Genomic DNA, 19,957 nt, shown 5'->3' on the forward strand with positions numbered 1-19,957 from the left:
TGGAGAGCATCGCGGTAACGACTGCTCCGCACTGTCGGTCTGACAGCTCAGCGAGCAAACCCTGCGCAAGATTACGGTTGAACACAGCTTCGCCTATCTAATCGCCCCAGACAAACTGGCTCCGGCCAGTTAGCTGGCTTCCAGCAGGTGTTGACGCATACTTATTGAGTATTCTGGTTGGGTCACTAGGGCCAACCAATCGAGCAGCTCCGACCTTCTCACTGAAGGGTTTAAACAAGCTGTTCTGACACCACGGACAGATTGGACGGTTGGCTGCCCCTGCCACAGGCGTCCACCCCTTGTCCTTGATATGAGCAAGAGCGCTTGTCTCAGCGTCTCCTGCCACCCGATCAGCCATCACTTCTCCGTCCTGCAAGCCCTCACGGATCAGCCTGTCGAGGATACGGTTGGGTTCACGCTCGCTAGTGCTCCAACCAACCACATCCACTGGGTTTCCCTCGGTGTCGATGGCTCGAATTATGGCCGTTGACCTCCGTCCTTGCGCCCCCTTGGGAAGCAGCCCATGAAGCTCGTCCACACGAGACTTGAGCTGTGCAGCAATCGCCTTGTTGCAATTGTGGACCAGGACCGGCGTATTCCCGGCCTCCACATAATACGTGTGGAGAGTGCCGATCGTGAGGTCGTACGTCGTGGTGTCCGCGTGGTACAGACGGACACCGGTGACCTCGGCTGTGCCGGTCGGGGTCTGGAGGACGTCGCTGGCGTGGAGGTCCTTGGCCTCGACGAAAGCGGACTGGGTCTGGTCGTAGAAGGGGTGATGGAACGTGGTGGTCAGGTGTGCGCTGTCGCTGGCGCTGGAAGCCTCGACTTGCACATCGCTGACCGCGGCGACGGGTGCCGTGGCCGGCTCCTGACCGTGGTGGCCGTTGCCGCCGGAGAAGGCGCCCAGGATCGCGGCCGAGGCTGCCAGGCCGAACGCCACCTTGCGGGCGGCCTTCTTGGCCAGCGACTTCGCCCCGGCCTTGGCCTTGGCGGCACCCGTCTTCTTGATGGCCACGTCGACGAAGTCGTGGTCGGTACGGGTGACGATGACCGCGGTGACCGCGTGTGCTTCCGTACCCGCCACACCGGGCACGGAGTTCTCGACCACGTCGCCGACCTTGATGCGGTCGATGGCCTTGGTGGTGCCATTCGCCATCACAACTCGCGTGCCCGCCGTGAAGCTGTGGCACTCAGGCTGAGACCGCGTCCCCGCGCCCTCCGACTCCGCCCGCGAAGTCGCGGCCTCCGTCGCATCCGTGACGGCGCTCTCCTCCGCCTCCGTCGCGCCCTTGCCGAACAGGCCGCCGACGACCTTCATCGCCTTCGGGGCCGCCTTGGCCAGCAGCGAGCCGCCGATCTTGCCGAGGACGCCGCCCAGGGCGCCGGCGGCCGCGCCGGTGAGGGCCGAGCCCGCGAAGGCGCCGGCGCTGCACTCGTCGCCGCCCTTTTCGGCGCAGGCGAAGCCCTGCTCGACCAGGGAGCCGGCGGCCCCCGCGGCCGCGGCGCAGCCGATGGAGCCGACGCCCGCGGTCAGTGCCTCACAACCGGCGAAGACGGCGGTGGAGACGACGAAGGACGTGATCGCGGCGGCGTGGTTCTTGGCGAACTTCGTCGCCGTCTTCGTCGCCTTGACCGTGGCGTGGTACGCGGTGCGTGTGGCGTGCGCGACCGCCTTCGCGGCCTTCTTCACCGTCTTCTTCGCCGCGTGGACCACGCGGTGTGCCACGTGTGAGGCCTTGTGGTACGCCGTATGCACGGCATGGACCGTCGCGTGGTAGACTCGTTTGACCTTCCGTGCGGTGTAGTGGTAAACGCGCCGGGTGACCCGGACCGTGGCGTGGTAGACGTCCCGGACCTGGTGGACCACCTTGTGAGCCGCGTGCTTGACGGCGTGGACGACCTTCTTCGCGACGTGCTTGGCCGCGTGGTAGACCTTGTGCGCCACGTGCTTGACGGTGTGCTTGACCGTGTGCGCGGCCTTCTTCGCCCCGCAGACCACGTCGTACCAGGAGCAGTTGCCCGACTCGTCGGTTCCCGCAAGCGGGTTGTCGTCGACGTAGGCGAAGGGGTTCGCCGCGACCGAGTTCGGTACCGCGTCCAGCGAGACGCTGTCCTTGTTGAGGAAGACGCCGGTGTCCGGGTTGTACCAGCGGGACGCCGTGCCGACGTCGCCCGAGCCCGGTTCCGTCCAGCCCGACTGGAAGCCGAGGTGGCCCACGATCGTGTTCGGGGAGATCACCTTGCCCAGCGGGTCGTAGGAGACCGAGCCGGCGAGCGTGGTCGCGCCCGAGGCGAAGGTGCCGACCACGTCGTTGTGCAGGTCGGTCAGGGCAAGTGCCCCGGCGCCCGCGGCCGGTTTGACGCCGACCAGGCCGCCGCCCGGGTCGAAGGTGTAGGTGTCGTCGCCGTCGGAGGCGATCGTGTTGCCGGCGCCGGAGTAGGCGAAGGTGCGGACGTCCTGGATCGAGGTGTCGGTGTCCGTGATGTTCCGGCCGATCGCGTCCAGCGTGTAGGCCTGCGAGCCGGCCGCGATCTGGCCGCCGAAGGCGTCCGTCCGGTAGGACACGGTGCTGCCTGCGGTCGACGACTCGGAGGTCATCGTGCCGCGCGCGGAGTAGGTGTAGCTGTGCGTGCCGTCGGAGGTCAGCTCGTCACGCGCGTCGTAGGTGTAGACGTCGGCGCCCGACCGGATGCGGTTCCCCGAGGCGTCGTAACCGTACTGGGTGGTGGTGCTCCCACTGGTCCACGAGGTCAGGCGGTCCGACCAGTCGTAGGTGTAGGCGTTCGCCGACGCGCCCGCCACACCTGCCGTCGTCTTCGACGTCAGATTGCCGTTCTTGTCGTACCCGTAGGCGAAGCTCGCCACCGTCGAGGCGCCCTGCACCATGACGTCGTTGGTGAGCTGGTGCGCGCTGTTGTAGCTGAAGGTGCGGGTCTGGCCGGACGTCCCGTACTTGACCGTCTTCAGCGCGTTCAGCTGGTCGTAGGTGTACGTCAGGTGGTTGCCGGTCGCCGCGTCGTCCAGCGAGGAGAGCCGGCCGGCGGTGTCGTAGCCGTACGAGGTGGTGCCGGCCGCGTCGGTCCGGGAGAGCATCGCGGCGTCGTCGTTGTAGGTGAAGTCCGACGCGCCCGCCGAACCCGACGTCGTCAGCAGGTCGCCACGGTCGTCGTAGGTGAACGCGTCGTGCGTCGCGTTCTGGTGGTCGTCCTGGCCGGCGATCCCGGCGGCATCGGTGTCCGCGGACAGCACCCGGCCGTCCGCGTCGTAGCCGAAGCTCCGCTTCGCGGTCGCCGCGTCCGCGCCCTGACCGGACATCGTCTTGAGCTGTCCGGCCTCGTCGTACGTCATCGACGTGGTGACGCCGCCCGGCAGGGTCGCCGTCGTCATCTGCCCGTCGGCGTCGTACGCGAAGGTCGTCGTCGAGTCCGCCGCCGAGGTGTAGCGCTCGGTGGTCGGCTCGATCACCGACTGCTGCTGGCCCCATGGGGTGTACGTGTAGCGCCAGGAGTTGCCGCGGCCGTCGGTGAAGCGGGTGCGGTTGCCCGCGGCGTCGTAGCCGAAGGTCGTGGTGATCGAGGTGGAGGCGTCGACCGGCTCGATCTGCTGGGTGACGGTGCCGGCGGCGTCGTAGGTGAAACGGGTGGTGTGGTTGTTGGCGTCTGTCGCGGAGACCACGTTGCCGACGCCGTCGTAAGTCTGCGAGGTCTGGGCCAGCAGGACGTTGTTGGCGTCGTACTGCTTGGAGTACGACGGGTCGCCCGAGGCGTTGTAGTCGGTCTCGGTCCAGGTGCCGTCCGGCAGGATCGTCTTCTGCTGGTTGCCCTGGAAGTCGTAGGTGAAGCGCGTGGTGTTGCCCGCTCCGTCGGTGACCGATGCGACGTCGCCGGCCCGGTTGTAGCCGTAAGAGGTGGTCACGCCGCCCGGCGTCGTGGTCGACGCGGTGTGGGCGCCATACGGGTTGCCTGCGGTGACGGCGTAGGAGTTGACGGTGGTCAGCGCCTTGGTCGACGGCAAGCGCTCCAGCGTGGTGGAAGTCAGCTGCCGCCCCAGGAAGTCGTACGTCGCCTGGGTGCTCGCGCCGGTGCCGTCGGTGGCCGAGAGCTGCTCGCCGTTGGTGTCGTAGGTGGCGTGCGTCTTGGTGCCGTCGGGCTCCGTGATCTGGGCGACGTTGCCGAGCTGGTCGTACAGGTACGAGGTCTGCTTGCCGCCAGGGGTGGTGACCGAGGTCTGGTTGCCCTCGCTGTCGTACGCCCACACCGTGGTGCCCGCGTTCGGTGTGGAGGCGCCCGCCGGGGTGTACGGCGGCAGGGTCTCGGAGACCTTGTTGCCGTCGGCGTCGTACACCGTGGTGGTGGTCAGGCCGTTGGGGTCCTGCTCCTCCACGCCCTCACCGAAGGTGTTGAAGCCGCTGGTGGTCACCGGGTGCACGGTGACCGGGTCGGTGCCCTCCGCCTCGGCCTGGACCGCGGGCATGGTGGTGACCGCGAGGTTGCCGGCCTCGTCGTAGGCGTATGTGGTCGTGTGGTGCTCGGAGTCGGTCATCGACGTCGGCAGGCCGCGTTTGTCGTACGTGTAGGCGGTGGTCTGCTCGTCGGAGGAGCCAACCGTGCCACCAGTACGGCCCTTGCCGTACAGGGAGCTGATCTCGGTGGCCGACAGCGCGCGCTGGTAGGTCTGCACGTCGCCGACGGAGCCGGCCACCATGTCGCTGATCGTGCCGCCGGCCGTCTTCGTGCCGCCGATCGACAGCGGCCCGTTCCCGGTCCACGGCGTGGGGTTGGTGTCCGAGCCCGCGAGGGCGCCGTTCACGTAGAGCCGCATCGCACCGGTGGTGGCGTCGAACACGCCGACCAGGTGGGTCCAGGTGTTGAGCGCCGGGGCCGCGGTCGCGGAGGCGTCGTGGAACGCCGACGGCGTAGCGGCGTCCTCGCTGGCGACGTGAAAACGGTAGACGTTCGAAGTCTTGTTGTACTGGAGGTAGAAGGAGGCCCGGTTGGTGCCGCCCTGCGCGACGAAGGTCCGGAAGGTGGAGGTGTCCGTCAGGTTGACCCACGCGGACACCGTGTAGGACGCGGTGGTGTCCAGGACCGGACCGTTGGTGGCGATGACACCGCCTGCGCCGGTGAACTTCGCGGCGTCGTCGGCCCAGGTCACACCCGTTCCCGCGGTCGCCGTGTTCCCGGTGCCGGAGGCGTCGGTGACCCGGGTTCCGGAGGTCTGGTTCAGCTTCCACCAGCCGGCCGGGTGCCCGGAGGCGTCCCCGTAGAGCGTCTCGCTGAGCACGTTGCCCATGTCGTCGTAGGTCGTGGTGGTGGTGCGGTCCCAGCCCGAGGAGTCGTGGTCGTTCTCCGAGGCGATCTCGTCGTCCGGGGTGTACGAGACCGTGGTGACCCGGTCGACCCCGGTCGGGTCGACGGTGGTGGAGGTCGTCCGGGAGGCCGCGTCCACGGAGTAGTTGCTGACCGTCTCACCGTTGTCGGTGGTGGACGACAGCAGGTTGCCGGCCGCGTCGTACGAGTCCGTCTCCAGGACGTAGGTGCTCTTGCCGTCGGCGCTGGTGCGCTTCACCGAGGCGGTCAGACCGTCGTCCGTGTACGTGTAGGAGGTCGTGTTGCCCATGGCGTCGGTCACCGACGCGAGCCGGTCGGACGGGTCGTAGGCGCGCGAGGACTCGATGAGCAGGCCGGGCGTCTGCGGGTTCACCGGGTCACCGGCGTACATCACGCCCTGCGTGAGCAGGTTGCCGTTGTCGTCGTACGTGTAGCGGGTCTCGATTCCCGCCGAGGTCACCTCCTTGGTCTTGTTGCCGGAGGTGTCGTACGAATAGGTCGTGGTGTTCCCGTTCGCCGCGCCCTCGGCGGCGTTGGCGTCCGACTGGGTCAGGACACGGTTGTACGCGTCGTAGGTCTGCGTCTCGGTACGGGCGTGGTCTCCGCCGCTCGCGTCGGAGACGGTCTGCGAGGTGACGTTGCCGTCCTCGTCGTAGACGGTGGTGGAGACCGCGGAATGCGTGGCACCGGTGACCCGGTCGGTGAGCTGCGGGTCGTGCTCCTCCACAACCTGCCCGTCACCGTCGTACTTGTAGGTGGTGGCCAAGCCCGCCGGGTAGGTGTCGGAGACGACCTTCTGGCTGAGTACCTGGCCGATTCCGTCGTAGGTGTACGAGGTCACCAGCCCGGCGGCGTCGGTGGTCGAGGCGACGTCGCCGTTCTTGAAGTAGGAGACCGAGTTGACCGCGCCGCCGGGACTGATCGTCCTGACCGGCAGGCCCTTGGGCACCACACCCCCGTCGGCGGACGGGTAGGTGGTGGTGCCGTCGCTGAAGACGGTCTGCGTGGTGCGGCCATCGGGGAAGCCCGCCACGGCGGGGCCGGTGATGCTGGTCTGATTGCCGGCCGTGTCGTACCCGTAGGACGTCAAGTACCGGGTGTCGGTGGCGGAGGAGGACCGGCCGTCCCGCTCGGTGAGCAACTGGTCGTTGCGCGGGTCGGCGGTGGTCAGCTGCGCGGTGGTGTCGTCGGGGTAGTACGTGTAGTACTCGGTCGAGCAGTGGTTGGCCGCCTGGTCCTGGCAGGTGGTGGAGGAGACGACGTTGCCGCGTACGTCGTGCCCGGTCACCGTCAGCACCCCGTTGGGATCGGTAACGGTGTGCTCGAAGCCGCTGGTGTCGTAACCGAAGCTGGTCTTGTGCCCCAGCCCGTCGGTCTCGGTCAGGGCCCGGTTGCCGTTGGTGACGTCGTAGGTGTACGTGAGCGTCGACTTCGTCGGAGACGTCACCTTGACCGTCTCCACGGGCAGCAAGCCGGTCGAGTTCTTCGCGGCCTCCATATGGGCGCTGACGTCCTGCGCGGTGAGCGCCGCGTGGTAGAAGGCGACGTCGGCGATGGAACCGGTGAAGTGACTGACCTCCGCCGGTGCGTTCACCCAGCTCTTGGCGAAGCCGGCGCCTATGTAGAGGTGGGAGTTGGACTGGTCGTTGGGGACCCCGGTGTACGTAGCCTGCTTGACGCCGTCCAGGTACAGCGTCTGGGTACTGCCGGCCGCGGTGAGCGCCACGTGGTGCCAGGCGTTGTTCGTGACCGTGCCGGTCGAGCCGAAGACGGCGCTTCCCGAGCCGCTCCCGGCATAGAAGTGGCCGTGCAGTTTGTTGTCGGTGCCGACGTACAAGAGCGGCGTCCAACTGCCCGACGCGACGGTGGCGCCCGCTACGGGCACGGACTGGTCGCCGATCAGAACGCCCTGACCCGCTGTCTTGAACCACAGTTCGATGCTGCGGTTGGCGGTGGCGTGCAGTGTGCCGGCGGGCACCTCCACGTAGGAGGAGGTGCCGTTGAACGTCGCGGCCTTCTGGTCGCTGAAGGGACCGGCGGCACCGAGGGTGACCGCGTTGTAGGTGCCGTTACCCCCGCGGACCTCGTCGAACGCGGTGCCCGCGCCCGCGGCCTCGCCCAGCCGGAAGTAGCCGGAAGGCGCCGCACCGAGGACCGCACCCCGGTAGGTCTGGCTCGAACCGGTGACGGTCGGGGCGCCGAGCTTCCAAATACCGCCGTTCTCGTCGGTGAGCTGGGTGAGGGTGGTGGTGCCGGGGTCGTACGCCATGGCCGCGTAGGCCTTGCCGGACGGGCGGGTGATGGAGCTGAGCAGGCTCGCGGTGCGCGTGCCCGACTTGTAGAGGGCGTTCACGTCCGACAAGCCCAGCGCCTGGTCGTACACCGCGGCGTCGGCAATCGAACCGTTGAAGAAGGTCGCGTACCCGGTGTTGCTGGTCGTGCTGGCGTGCGGCTCGTCGGGCCAGCCGCCGCCGAGGAAGCCCGCGCCCAGGTAGTCGTGGGACTGGAGGAAGGTGGAGAAGCCGCCGCCCACCGAGATGGACCCGGACTTGCTGCCGACGGCCGCTCCGTCGAGGTACAGGGTCTGGGAGTTGCCGGCACCGGAGAGAACCGCGTGGTGCCACTTCCCGTCGGCCACCGAGGCCGTCGTGACGATCGGGGCGACGCCGCCCGCGTACCAGAACTCCGCGTTGAGCTTGCCGTCGGAGCCGACGTACATCGAGGGCGTGTACTGCCCCGAGGTGGTGGCGTTGTCCATCGACGAGTCGGAGTAGGAGTACAGCACACCCGGTGCGGTCGCGGTCTTGAACCACAGGGAAACGGAGACCGAGGTGGCGGCGGACGCCAGATCGCTGGGCAGTTGCACCGACGAGGAAGTGCCGTTGAACCCGGCCGCGGCGGCGGAACCCCCGGCCAGCGGACCCGGCTGACCGTACGTGACGTTCTTGTAGGTGGCGTTCGTCGTGCCCTGGTTGGCCAGTACCGCGTCCTTCGCGGTGGTACCGGACGCCTCGGACAGCGGCCACAGAGAGTGCGGGTCCAGGTCCATGGCGGCGTTCTGGAACTGCGATCCGGCGGTGTAGCCGTAGGTGGTGCAGGCGGTGTAGGAGTTCGGCGCGCACACAGACGTGAGCTGGTCGCCGCTGTACCCGTACTTCCAGGTCAGGTCGGTGTTCTGGTCGGTGCCCTTCACCGGGTCGGTGAAGACGGTCGACACGTGGGCGGCGCTCGCACCGCTGGGGGTGGACCAGTTCAGGTGCAGGGCGCGGGTGGAGACGGCCGAGGTCATCGTGGTGACATGGCCGCCGGACCAGGAGAAGGTGACCGCCCTGCCGTTGGCGTCGGTGACGGAGGTGATGCCGTAGGCGCCGGCGCCCAGGTTCTGCGTGAAGGTGTAGGTGGTGTCGTCCTTGTCCGTCAGCGTGTACCCGCCGCCGGTGATGGTCTTGAAGGTGGCGAAGCGTCCCGTCGGCGGCGAAAAGGTGCCGTCGCTGTTCTTGCCGTAACCGACTTGGGAGCCGTCGGGGTAGGTGACGTTGACACTGGTCACGGTGGACCCGGTCGTCACCTCGGTCGCACGGGCATCGAATATGGAGGACCAGCCGGCGCCGAAGGCACCCGTCCAGCGCGGGTCGCGGGAGTTGTAGTCGCGTTCGACGTCCAGACTCGGGCCGACGGTCGAGATGTCGGCGTCGGTGTCCGACGTGGTGTAGTTCCCGATCGAGGCATCGAATCCGTGGTCACTGCTGTTCTGCGACAGTGACGAGGTGATGAGGGGCTGGGGCACCTGCACGGTGAGCGCGGACCAGGAGTCGACGTCCGAGTAGAGCGCGCCGTCGTACGCCTGGACCGCCCACTCATAGGTCTGGCCCCACTTGAGCTTGCCGGCCGGGACCGTCCAGTCGGCGGAGGTGACCAGACCCGAGTCGCAGACCAGGGTTCCCGCCGTGTCGTAGACCTTGAAGTCGTACTTCAGGGCGGCGTTGGGGGCGCCGTCGTCAGTCGCCGCCGCCTCCAGTTCGGGGGTCAGCGTCGAAGCGGTGGCATTGTCGTTCGGGAATTGGGTGCGCATCTCCGGCGCGACGTTGCCGGTGTAGGTGTAGCTGAGGGTCGGTTCGTAGCCGGAGTCGTTGACGGAGCCGAACTGCTTCCAGTGCAGGTTGTCCGTGGTCGAGGCGTACAAGGCGACGCCGTAGTCCGCCTGGGTGCCGTTGGCCCACTTCTGGATCGCGCTCGCGCTCAGCGGCACGGTCACCCAGTCGCCGACGGTGCGGTCTGCGGCGGTGTTGGCGCAGGCGTGGGGGACGCTCGGGGTCAGGTTGCCGATCGACGCCCCGTAGCTGGGGCCCGGGTAGGTGGTCACCGCGGAAGCCGACCAGGACTGGGTTATCTGGGCGACGTCGAACCGTTCCGCGGTACAGGTGGAGGCCCATGTGTCGAACAGCGACATGGACGCCGCGGTGACCGTGACATCGGAGCCGTCGAACGGCTTGTACCAGGTCGCCTCGAAGCTGTTCGCCGAGTGCGTGCCCGAGTCGTAGGAGCCGACCTTGATGGTCTGCTCGTTGGAGTGGTCACCCGCGTTGTTCGTCTCGGCGTAGGTGGTGTTCGACCACTGGTAGATCGTGGGGTCCACGGTCACCGGGAAGACGCGGTCCGGGGAATGCAGCCATGCCGGGTCCAGCGTCACGGTCAGCTCGGACTCGCCAGCGACTTTGGAAAGGCGGTAGGTCACCGCGTGAGTGGTAGCCGGATCACCCGAGCGAGGATCCACCTTGGAGTCGTAGGCGTAGGCCGGGGGAATCTGCTCGACCGTCCTGCCGGCCGAGTTCACCAGCGCGATTCCGCCGTCCTTGGCGAGGACCGGCCGGAGCCCCTTCAGCCGCATGGGGAAGACCCAGGAGTTGGCGACCTTCGCCGAGTGCAGCACGATGGCTTCCTTCAGCCCCGTGGCCAGCGGCGCCAGGCTCACATCGGTGTCCGGCAGGATGTTCTTGTAGGTCGTCCTCGAACCGCTCACGGTGGCCGGCACCTTCGCGGCGCCGCGCAGTTCGTAGGACAGACCGTGCTCGCCGTCCACGGCGAAGGTGGCCAGCACGGGGTCAGCCGCACTCGGTGCGAAGTCCACGGCCAGGGAGTTGGCCTTCTCGTGCCAGCGCCCGTCCGCGCCGGCCCGCAACCGGGTGTCGATGGGACGCCAAGCGCCTGATGGATCCCGGTAGTTGATCCGCCCCTGGGAGATGGAGCGGGTGAAGGACCCGTCCGCGTTGTCGTACACGGTCGAGGTCTCGTTCGACCTCGCGGCGTCCCGCCGACTCGTCTTGGCGGAGAACCCAGTCACCGTACGGCTCGGGCCCGACGTCACCTTTTTTGCGTGCGGACGATAGGCAGCGAGCTCGCCGCGCCCCTTGCCCGGCTTGTGCCCGGCGCCTCGATGCGCGGCGGTGGCCGATGCCGGAACCCGGTGCTCGCGTCCCGCTGCGCTGCCCGACTGCTGGTGGGGCAGTCGGCCCCAGTGAGGGTCCTTGAACCAAGACAGCACCGACGAGAGATCGGGCATTGCGACAGCGCCCAACGTGACGCCGTCGGCCATTGCCTGCTGGGTCGTCAGAACCAGCGCGAGGGCGGTAAGTACGAGCAGCGCCACAGGGCGGCGAGCCCGGTGGGTGCGGTGTGACGAGCGGAAGCGGCGGGCAGGCCGGGAACGCACGGCTCGACTCCAGGAGTCAGAGGGACGCAAACGGCTCGACAGTGCCCGCTGTGAACATCCTTTGGACAGATCTACGGAACGATCTTGGGTTCACCTTGACCCGTCGTTACCAAATCCGACCGATTACTCCCCAGTGCACACTATTTTTCTTTGTCCAGTTCTTTGCAGAATGGCGCGTGATCCTGTGGTGCGCGTCGTGCCGTCGCGGGATGCGCACGGGAACACCGACCGAACAGCGAAGAAAGAGGAAATGAAGAAAGGGGGCCCGTTTCCTCACCGGAGAAGACGGGGCACCGTGTCGTCACGCTTTGCGTGCGGTTCCAGAAACGGCCGACTCGGCGACGAGGTCAGTACGTCACGATACGGTGCGCGGTTTCGTTCCACGGCCGTAAGCGCTTGCCGCGCACGTGGGCGACAAGCGGCGCCGCGGGGCCTGTACGGGTCCGTCCGCGCGGTGCACTGCCGCACGCCGGGGGTGCCTTGCAGGGCGGGAGTCGTCCTCGTGTCGGGCCCCGAACCTGGCACCGCTCCCCCGCCCGAGAGCCGGGGGAGCCGGCGCGCGGCAGGGCCCGGGGCCTACCGTCCGGCGCGGGAGCGGAGGCGGCGAGCCACGCGCACCATGCGGCGCACGGTGGTGTTGCCGCGCAGCCGCTGGCCGGCGCTGAGCGGCCCGCCACCGGGCAGCCCGAGCGCGGTGAGGCGACGGCGCCGGAAGTAGTGGTCGGTGTCCGGGCCCAGGTTCTCCCGCAGCCACTCCGTGGCCTCCTCGCGCAGCGCCGGGTGCATCTTGGGCTGCATGCAGAAGCCCACGGCCCGGACGAGCGCGGGGAGTTCCCCGGGGGCGCCGCCCTGGGCGTCCGGGACGGAGACGTCGGGCACGAGGTGGTCGACGATGGTCAGCGGGACGCGGTTGCTGTTCTGGTAGGGCGTGAGCCGGTCCAGCACCAGACGGGTCCCGGCCCGTGCGATCTCGACGTCGTAGTAGGCGCTCGCGGTGAGCATCGCGGTCGAGAAGCAGCCGACGACCAGTCGCGGCCGGCAGACCTCGTACAGCGTCTCGGCCAGCAGCGGGCCGTCGAGGACGCGCAACCGCGCGCCGCCCGCCGCCGCGGCCTCCTCCATCGCCCTGGAGTAGCCGGCCGGCGCCGTGGGGTGGGGCTTGAAGAGGATCGAGCGGTGCCCCGCGGCGATGGCGCCGCGCACCATGGTGACGTGCAGCTCCTCTTCCTCCTGCGGGGTGAGGATGCGCAGGGCGGCGAGGTACTGGCCGAGCAGCACCGCGGTCGGCGGGTCCTCGGCGAGCCCGGTGAGCCGGGGGTCGTCGGCCGCCTCGACGGCGATCTCCTTGAGCACGGCCCTGAAGGCGTCGTCGGGGACGAGTCCGGGCTCCGCCCCGGTCTCCGCCAGCAGCAGCGGGCGCAGTCCGGGCACCAGGTCGAGGTGGAGGACCCGCTGGACGCGGTTGCCGAGGGGGCCGGGCAGCTTCTCACGGGTGGGCCCGTAGCTCATCAGGCCGTCCGCGTACACGTGGACGGCGCTCTCGGCGAAGATCGTGGCGAGCGCGCGCGCCGGGTTGACCTGGATCGACTCCACCACGAGCTCGACGGGCACGTCGCCGAGGCCCCAGGACTGCCGGAACAGCCGCTGCCAGATGGAGCTCTCCTCCTCCACCGGCTCCCACTTCGAGGGGCGGTGCGGGTGGATCACCTCGTTCCACGAGACGACCTCGTCGAAGCGGGTGACGATCCGCTGGTACCCGTGCATGTCGGAGAGCTGGACGACCGTCTCGGGGATCGGGGCGTTGTTGCTCACCAGCAGGACGCGCCGGGTGCCGGTACGGGGCCCGAAGGCGCCGGCGTCCAGGGCGGCGGCGAGCGTCGCGGCGCCGTAGAGGGTCGAGACCTCGAAGATCTGGGCCCGGTCGTGGTTCATGCTCTCCTCGGCCCGTTCGGCCATGGGCAGGGTCATCGTCACGCCGCCTTCCGCGCGTCGGCGCGCAGCCGCATGAGCACGCCGGCGCGCTCGATGTCCATCTCGGCGAGGGTCCGGTCCAGCACCTCCTGCGGCATGCGGGCCAGGGCCGCGGCGGACTGCCGTTTGAGCTGCCGGCCGGTCTCGGGGTCGTAGCGCCGCGCGTTGGACATGTGGAAGGCGATCAGCGCGCAGTAGGTACGGACGATCTTGGGCAGGAAGCGGTCGGCCTCGCGGTCGGCGAGGACGTCCTCGAGTATCGCGTCGTGGGCGGGTATGAAGTCCAGCTGCCGGCCGTCGCTGATCTGGGTGAGCGAGTCGCTGACCCCGCGCCGGTAGAAGACCCCGAGCGGGCGGATCACGGCGAAGGACTCGGCCGTCAGGTGCAGCCGCCAGACCCACTCGCGGTCCTCCGCGGTCCGCAGGGCGGTGCTGTAGCGCATGCCGCCGTCCTCGAAGAGCCGGCGGTGGTAGATCCCGGCCCACACGAAGGGGTAGTCGACCATGGTCGACACGTGCGCGGGCGTGATCGCGTCGCGCGGGTCGAGCACGGCGTCCCAGCGCCTGGCCGGCGGGCGGTGCACGACCCGTTCGGTGCCGGTGGCCTTGACGTGCCCGGTGCGCACGAAGTCGCAGCCCAGCCGCTCGATGCCGGCGACGAGCTCGTCGAGGTAGCCGCGGGAGTACCAGTCGTCGCCGTCCAGGAAGGTCACGTACTGCCCGCGGGCCGCGTCCAGTCCGGTGTTGCGCGACTGGGCGACGCCCTTGTTCACCTCGTGCCGGATCACCCTCAGCCCCGGCAGCCGGCCCTCCCAGTGCTCCAGGACCTCCGGGGTGCCGTCCGTCGACTGGTCGTCGACGAGGATGAACTCGGTTTCCGGTCCCGCGTTGTTCGCAAGCCCGCACAACATGTCGGGTGCGTATGCCTGAATATTGCGGAAGGGAACGATTACCGAAAGTTTGGGCACCTGGGAATCCAGACGATCTCGATGCGGGCCACGGACTCCGGCCCCCCGGACGGCGCCGGGGGACAAGCGTATCGGACTAGATCCAGACCGGGCGTCGGAAATGCTTCCGCAAGGTGAACGCAGGGAATACGGAATGCGAACTCCCGCTTTTCCGCACGTCGCCCGCAGTGCTCCCCACGCGCTCCCCGCCCACTGCCGGTGCCGTTCGCATCGGATTGGGCCCTCGTTCACCCGGGCGTCACATCCGCTCCCTATCGTGATCGCCTCCGCCCCATGTGCCGTGCGCGTGTCCATGTGCGTCGAGGCGCCCGGGCGGAGTCTGTTGATCCGCGCGGGAAACCCATGCAGTTCTCCCCAGCGGCCGTGTCATTGTTGGGAGCAGCATGGTCAAGTTCCGGGCTGGATGGCTCGAGAAAAGATTGGACAGCGCCGCGGCGGCGGATATTCCGATCGCTTCGGTTTCCGTTGCCGAGTGCGTCCGGTCCTGCGCGGTCCACGGCGGCAAGCTCGTCAAGAACCTGGACCCGAAGAAGGGCCAGCTCGCCGAGGCGATCCGGGAACTGCTGGCCCAGTACGCGGCCGCGATGACCGATCCCGGTGACGCCGCGGCGATCACAGGCGGCAAGAGCACCTGGCCGAAGTCGAACCCCGAGCTCTTCGACGCCCTGCTCGAGGTGGGCAACAAGGCCGTGGACGTGCGTGGCGCCGACGAGCTGCGGCTCGCGACGCGCATCACCGAGGTGGTCCTCGGTGTCCGCAAGCAGTCCCGGGCCGGCTGGCGGCTGCGGGCGCGCCTGATGGACGCGCTCGGCGACGACGCCGCCACCATCGCGGCGTACGAGCGCTTCCTGGCGCTCACCCCCAAGGACGACCTCAACATCGCGGGCCGCATCACCAAGCTCCGGGAGAGCGGTGAGCGCCTGGCGGAGACGCTGGACCTGCTCCAGCAGGAGACCCCCGGCGCCGGCGAGTTCACGGGCGTCCCGGACACGGACCTGTGGGCGGAGGGCCTGGCCCTCAAGGACGCGGGTGACTGGGAGCGCGCCGAGCCCCGGCTCGTGGCCGCGCTGGTCGCGATGGCCGAGCAGGAGCGTCCCGCGCCCTCCGTGCGCGCGGCGCTGACGGACTACGTGAGTCTGCGTCTGGAGCGGGACCGCGGCCGGCTGGCCGGTTCGACCCAGCTGCTCAAGCTGTACGCCGACGACCGCCGGCTGCGCGACCTGGACCCGATCGCGGACCCCGGGCTGACCGGTTCGGAGATGGTCGGCCTCAGCGACTTCCGCAACCTGATCGCCGGGAAGACGATCTGCCTGGTCGCCAACTCGCAGCGCGTGGCCAACGGCACGATGGGCCAGGAGATCGACGCCTACGACCTCGTCGTCCGCTTCAACTCCTACCGGATCGAGGCGCCGGCCACCGGCGCCAGGACCGACATCCACGCGACGATCCACATGCACAACTTCAACTGGGACAAGAAGGTCGAGACGCGGCTGGTCTTCGGTGGCATCCACCACCAGTGGCGCAACTCGCTCCGCCGCCGCCTCGTCCCCGGCGCCCAGCGCTACGTGGGCGACCGGACGCTGCGCTGGCCGGTGCGCGAGATCGGCAGGATCGACGAGGACGCGATGCCGTCCATCCCCACCAGCGGCTTCAACATGCTGTGGCTGCTGGACTTCCTGGACGTCAACCCGAAGATCGACCTCATCGGGTTCGACTTCTACGACACCGGTGCCTACCGCCTCCAGGAAGCGATGAAGCTCCCGATCGCCAGCGCGCACGGCTACTCGGACGAGAAGGACTGGGTCATGGCCCGCGCCCAGGACGTCACTGAAATGAGGATATCGCTCCGATGACCGCCTCTGTCCCGGTTCCGGCGCCCCGGAGCGAGACGCTGACCGGCAAGCGCCGCGTCGCCTTCGCGTCGTACGTCGACGAGAACTACCTGCCCGGCTTCCTCACCCTGCTGCGCAGCCTGGCACTGACCAACCCCGGTCTCTGCGAGGACTTCATCGTCCTCTACGACGACCTGCAGCCGTCCTCGATCACCGAGATCCGCAAGCTGCACCCGCGCGTCGTCATGCGCCGCGTGGTCCCCGAGCGCTACGACGACTTCGTCAAGGGCGACCCGGAGAACTACCTGGTCCGCAAGGCGTACTTCATCCTCGACGTCTTCCGGATCCGCGACTACGACACGATCGTCACCCTCGACACCGACATGGTCGTCCTCGGTGACATCAGCGAACTGCTGCGGATGCGGCACGGCGTCGGCGCGGTGGCGCAGTTCTTCATGGACCGGTCCAAGCTCAACAGCGGCCTCCTGGTGATCCAGAAGGAGTACCTCACCGACGAGTTCTGCGCGCAGATCGACGCGGTCGGGACCGCCGGCACGTACGAGCTGGACAAGCACGACCAGGGCATCCTCAACGCCCTGCTCGTCGGCAAGTTCGTCAAGATCGACCCGCGCTACAACTTCGTGAAGCGACGGCTGTCCGGGGACCGCTCCCCCAGCGACGAGGACGTCGTCATCCTCCACTTCACCGGCCGTCACAAGCCGTGGAACGGCGGCGAGCAGGGCTACTCGGGCGCCGAGGCGGCGTGGCAGGAGTACGAGCTCTCGCACGCGGAGTTCGTCGAGCGCTTCCTGGCCCTGCCCGACGAGAAGCACCCGGACCTGCTGATCCACTTCGGCCGCCACCTCGTCGCGAGCGAGGGCCTGCACGAGGGCGTCCGCCAGGTCGCCGAGGCCTACCTGTCCAAGGGCCGGTACGAGGACGCGGTGGAGATCCTCAGCCGCTCCCCCATCCCCGCCGACGCGAGCCGCTCCCACGAGCTGCTCGGCCAGGCCCTGATGGCCACCTCCCGCTACGAGGAGGCCACGGCCCACCTGCTGCTCTCCACGTCCCACGCCCCCGCCGCCGCCCGCCCCTTCGGCCGGCTGGCGAACATGGCGTGGATCCTGGGGGACAACGCGGCCTCCCGCGAGTACGCCCTGGCCGGCCTCAACGCGGACGTCAGCGACCGCGCCTGCCGGATCTCGTACGAGCGCGCGGAGGCGATCGCCGCCCGCCCGGCCGAGACCGGCACGCCCTCCGAGCAGCTGGCGCACGTGGCGTTCTACATGGAGCGGCAGGGCAACGCGGGCGACAAGATCCTGCCCGAGACCGTCCGGCTGTGCTTCGGACCGGACACCGGCGACCGCAGCTGGCACTCCATCCACGCGCACAAGCTCTTCGACGAGGCGGCCCTGGAGCGGGTGAACTCCCGCCGCGGCCTGGTCATCGGCGGTGGCGGCCTGTTCATCCCGGACACCTCGCCGAACGGCAACAGCGCCTGGCAGTGGAACGTGCCGGACCGGCTGCTGGAGAAGATCGACGTCCCGCTGGCGGTCTTCGCGGTCGGCTACAACGCCTTCGACGGCCAGTCGTACACCCGCCGCCGCTTCGAGGAGAGCCTGCGGCTGCTGGTCTCCAAGTCGGCGTTCTTCGGCCTGCGCAACCACGGCTCGGTGGAGAAGGTCCGCGCGCTGCTGCCCGCGGAGCTGCAGGACCGGGTGCTCTTCCAGCCCTGCCCGACCACCGTCTCCCGCCAGCTGGTGCCCGGCTGGCAGGACCCGGTGCGGCGCGACGACACGGTGCTGATCAACTGCGCCTACGACCGCGCCGGGCTGCGCTTCGGCCACGACTACGACCACTTCCTGCGGGAGATGGCCACCGCGGTCCGCGCCATCGGCAAGCACGCCGAGGTCCGCTACGCCGCCCACGCCCTGGACGACGAGCGCTTCGTCTTCGACCTGCGGCGTGAGTACGGCATCTCGATGCCGGTCGAGCCGATGTACGACTTCGACACCGACCAGCTGCGCACCGCCTTCGCGCGCACCAAGCTGGTGATCGGCATGCGCGGCCACGCGGGCATGATCCCGTTCGGCTGCGGCACGCCCATCATCAGCCTGATCTCGCACCCGAAGATGGCGTACTTCCTGTCCGACATCGAGCGCCCCGAGTGGGGCGTCTCGGTCCACGACCGGGACCTCGGCGCGGTCCTCGCGGAGCGCTCCATCGGCATCCTGGACAACCTGTCGGCCGCGGTCGCCGACGTCCACGGGCGCCAGGAGGCGCTGTGGAAGGTGACGCAGGACAACGTGGCGAAGCTGAAGACCCTCCTCGGCTGAACCTCCGCTGGAACCCGGTCCTTCGGTGAGGGGCGCCGTGTCACCGACACGGCGCCCCTTCGTTCGCACCCGCCCCCCGGGGCGGCACGCCGTACGGCCGTCAGCCCAGCCAGCGGGTGAGCCGCAGGCGTGCCCACAGCAGGCTGGCGGCGAAGGAGAGCACCACGGTCCCGGTCACCAGCAGCGTGATCATGACGACGGCGCCCGGCCAGCCGGCGTCGGCGGAGACCAGGTGCGGGGCGAGCGCCCGCAGGAACATCAGGTGCACCAGGTAGGCGCCGAAGGCCGCGCCGCCGAGCCGGGACACCAGCGGCCGCAGGCGCTCGGGGATGCTGATCCGGTTGAGGGCCATCACCAGGGCGCCCGCCAGGAACGGCACGGCCAGACCCGCATAGGACGAGGGGTAGTGCACCCAGTGCTCGTACGCGACGACCGCGGCCCACGCGCAGATCCCGCACGCCAGCCACTTCAGGCGCCGGCGGCGCCCGGTGGTGGCCGCGAGCGGCAACGCGAGCAGCGCTGAGCCGGCGGCGGCGTAGGCGACCTGGTACGGGGAGAGGTTCCACTCGAAGTCGGGCAGGCCCACGTGGAGGAGCTTGCCGACGTCGCCCAGGAAGGTCGGCGCGATGGCCAGCACCACGAGCAGGCCGCCCAGGGCCCAGGGCCGCTTCCCCGCCTTGATCAGCGCGGCGAGCGAGAGCAGCAGGATCACCGGCACGTACGCGTACAGGTACCAGAGGTGGTAGGCGGGCTGGATCGAGCCGAACAGCGATTCGAAGGCCAGCCGTTGCGTGGGCCGGGAGTTGGTGTCCCGGATCCAGTCCCAGACGAGGTACGCGGCCGTCCACACGCCCATCGGCACCACGATGCGGGTCAGCCGTCTGCGGACCTGCGTACCGTCCCGGGGGGTCGCGCCGACCAGGACGACCCAGCCGGCGATCGCGAAGAACAGCGGCACGGCGCACCGGGTCAGCCCGTCCGCGACGAGCCCGGTCCAGTAGACGGGCCGGCCGCCGGAGGGCTCCCGGCCCACGGCGTTGAGCAGCTGGCCGGCGGCGTGGCAGACGATGACACCGATGGAGCACAGGACGCGCAGCAGGTCGATGTCGTGTCTGTGCTCACGCGGCCGGGAGGCGGGCGCGGTGGACGCCTCGCTCGTCCCGGTCGCGGGACCGGTGGTGAGGACGGGGGCGGCGGTGGTCGTCTGGGCGGAGATCGGCGGTCACTCCCGGGTGCGCTCGCGGAGTTCGGCCGGGGTCCGGCCGGGCTCGGGGGTCGGATGGTCGTGCGGTGCGCGGGCACCGCGGGCAGGTGTGTCCGCGGTCCGGTCCGCCGTCGCGGGCACGGAGAGCCGCGGACCGGCGGGCCGGGCAGCCGGGCCGTCCGTGCCCGCCGGCCTCGACGCGAGGTTCATCAGCTCTCCGAACCGGGTGGTGCCGAACAGTTCCTGGACCTCCGTGTACCCCGTTTCCGCGATTTCGCCGCGGGGGATCTCGTGGGCGCCGGCCTCGCCGTGGAGGAGCGCTGCCCCGGGGGTGTCCGCCCGGCGGCCCGCGTCGTGCTCGTCGCGGGGGTCGGCGCCGCGCAGCGTGGTGGCGAGGCCCGCAGCCTCCGGCGCCTCGGCGAAGACGGCGATGTGCATGGATCCGTTCCGGTCGCTGTCCGATTTCACCTGCCCCGGCAGACTATGGGACACCACGGGGGGCGGGGGGTGCGAACCTGGTGAAGACCGGCTGCCGGCGGGTGGCGTCCAGGTGAATCCGGCGTGGAGACGCGGTCCCGCCGCAGGTCACAGGGGGTGCCGTC

Annotated in this window: 7 protein-coding genes; 2 read left to right on the forward strand and 5 right to left on the reverse strand. The window is 69.3% G+C overall.

Translation table 11 applies throughout. The annotated features are described in order from the left end of the window. Positions 1-97: 97 nt before the first annotated feature. From ACFZAU_RS21920 to ACFZAU_RS21930, 3 genes are all read right to left on the reverse strand, one after another. Positions 98-10,612: a LamG-like jellyroll fold domain-containing protein gene (locus ACFZAU_RS21920; RefSeq protein WP_500553584.1), complete on the reverse strand. Its 10,515-nt coding sequence runs from the start codon at positions 10,610-10,612 to the stop codon at positions 98-100. 1,008 nt (positions 10,613-11,620) lie between these two features. Continuing rightward, complete coding sequence (locus ACFZAU_RS21925) at positions 11,621-13,012, reverse strand: polysialyltransferase family glycosyltransferase (protein WP_500553671.1); 1,392 nt, start codon at positions 13,010-13,012, stop codon at positions 11,621-11,623. A 2-nt stretch (positions 13,013-13,014) separates the two neighbouring features. Beyond that, a complete protein-coding gene (locus ACFZAU_RS21930) occupies positions 13,015-13,983 on the reverse strand; it encodes a glycosyltransferase family 2 protein (protein ID WP_500553585.1) in 969 nt (322 codons plus the stop codon). A gap of 419 nt (positions 13,984-14,402) precedes the next feature. Here ACFZAU_RS21930 and ACFZAU_RS21935 point away from each other — a divergent pair, with 419 nt between their 5' ends. Together ACFZAU_RS21935 and ACFZAU_RS21940 are read left to right on the forward strand one after the other, a co-directional pair. Beyond that, positions 14,403-15,836 carry a glycosyltransferase family 29 protein gene (locus ACFZAU_RS21935; RefSeq protein WP_500553586.1) on the forward strand — a complete coding sequence of 478 codons (1,434 nt, stop codon included), beginning with the start codon at positions 14,403-14,405 and terminating at the stop codon, positions 15,834-15,836. Further along, the gene (locus tag ACFZAU_RS21940; RefSeq protein ID WP_500553587.1) at positions 15,833-18,151 is read left to right on the forward strand and encodes a glycosyltransferase; all 2,319 of its coding nucleotides are present in this window, start codon (positions 15,833-15,835) and stop codon (positions 18,149-18,151) included. Before ACFZAU_RS21935 ends, ACFZAU_RS21940 begins: the two co-directional genes overlap by 4 nt. A gap of 100 nt (positions 18,152-18,251) precedes the next feature. Here ACFZAU_RS21940 and ACFZAU_RS21945 read toward each other — a convergent pair whose 3' ends face one another. Both ACFZAU_RS21945 and ACFZAU_RS21950 read right to left on the reverse strand, forming a co-directional pair. After that, the gene (locus tag ACFZAU_RS21945; RefSeq protein ID WP_500553672.1) at positions 18,252-19,367 is read right to left on the reverse strand and encodes an acyltransferase; all 1,116 of its coding nucleotides are present in this window, start codon (positions 19,365-19,367) and stop codon (positions 18,252-18,254) included. A gap of 6 nt (positions 19,368-19,373) precedes the next feature. After that, the gene (locus ACFZAU_RS21950) at positions 19,374-19,793 is read right to left on the reverse strand and encodes a hypothetical protein (protein WP_500553588.1); all 420 of its coding nucleotides are present in this window, start codon (positions 19,791-19,793) and stop codon (positions 19,374-19,376) included. Positions 19,794-19,957: the final 164 nt, after the last annotated feature.

Origin of the sequence: Streptomyces sp. NPDC008238, assembly GCF_042956445.1 — a bacterium.
Classification (GTDB): domain Bacteria; phylum Actinomycetota; class Actinomycetes; order Streptomycetales; family Streptomycetaceae; genus Actinacidiphila.

Excerpts from the sequence above, each read along its gene's own strand:
- ACFZAU_RS21925 (WP_500553671.1), bottom strand. The coding sequence starts at position 13,012 with ATGACCCTGCCCATGGCCGAACGGGCCGAGGAGAGCATGAACCACGAC.
- ACFZAU_RS21950 (WP_500553588.1), bottom strand. The coding sequence starts at position 19,793 with ATGCACATCGCCGTCTTCGCCGAGGCGCCGGAGGCTGCGGGCCTCGCC.
- ACFZAU_RS21940 (WP_500553587.1), top strand. The coding sequence starts at position 15,833 with ATGACCGCCTCTGTCCCGGTTCCGGCGCCCCGGAGCGAGACGCTGACC.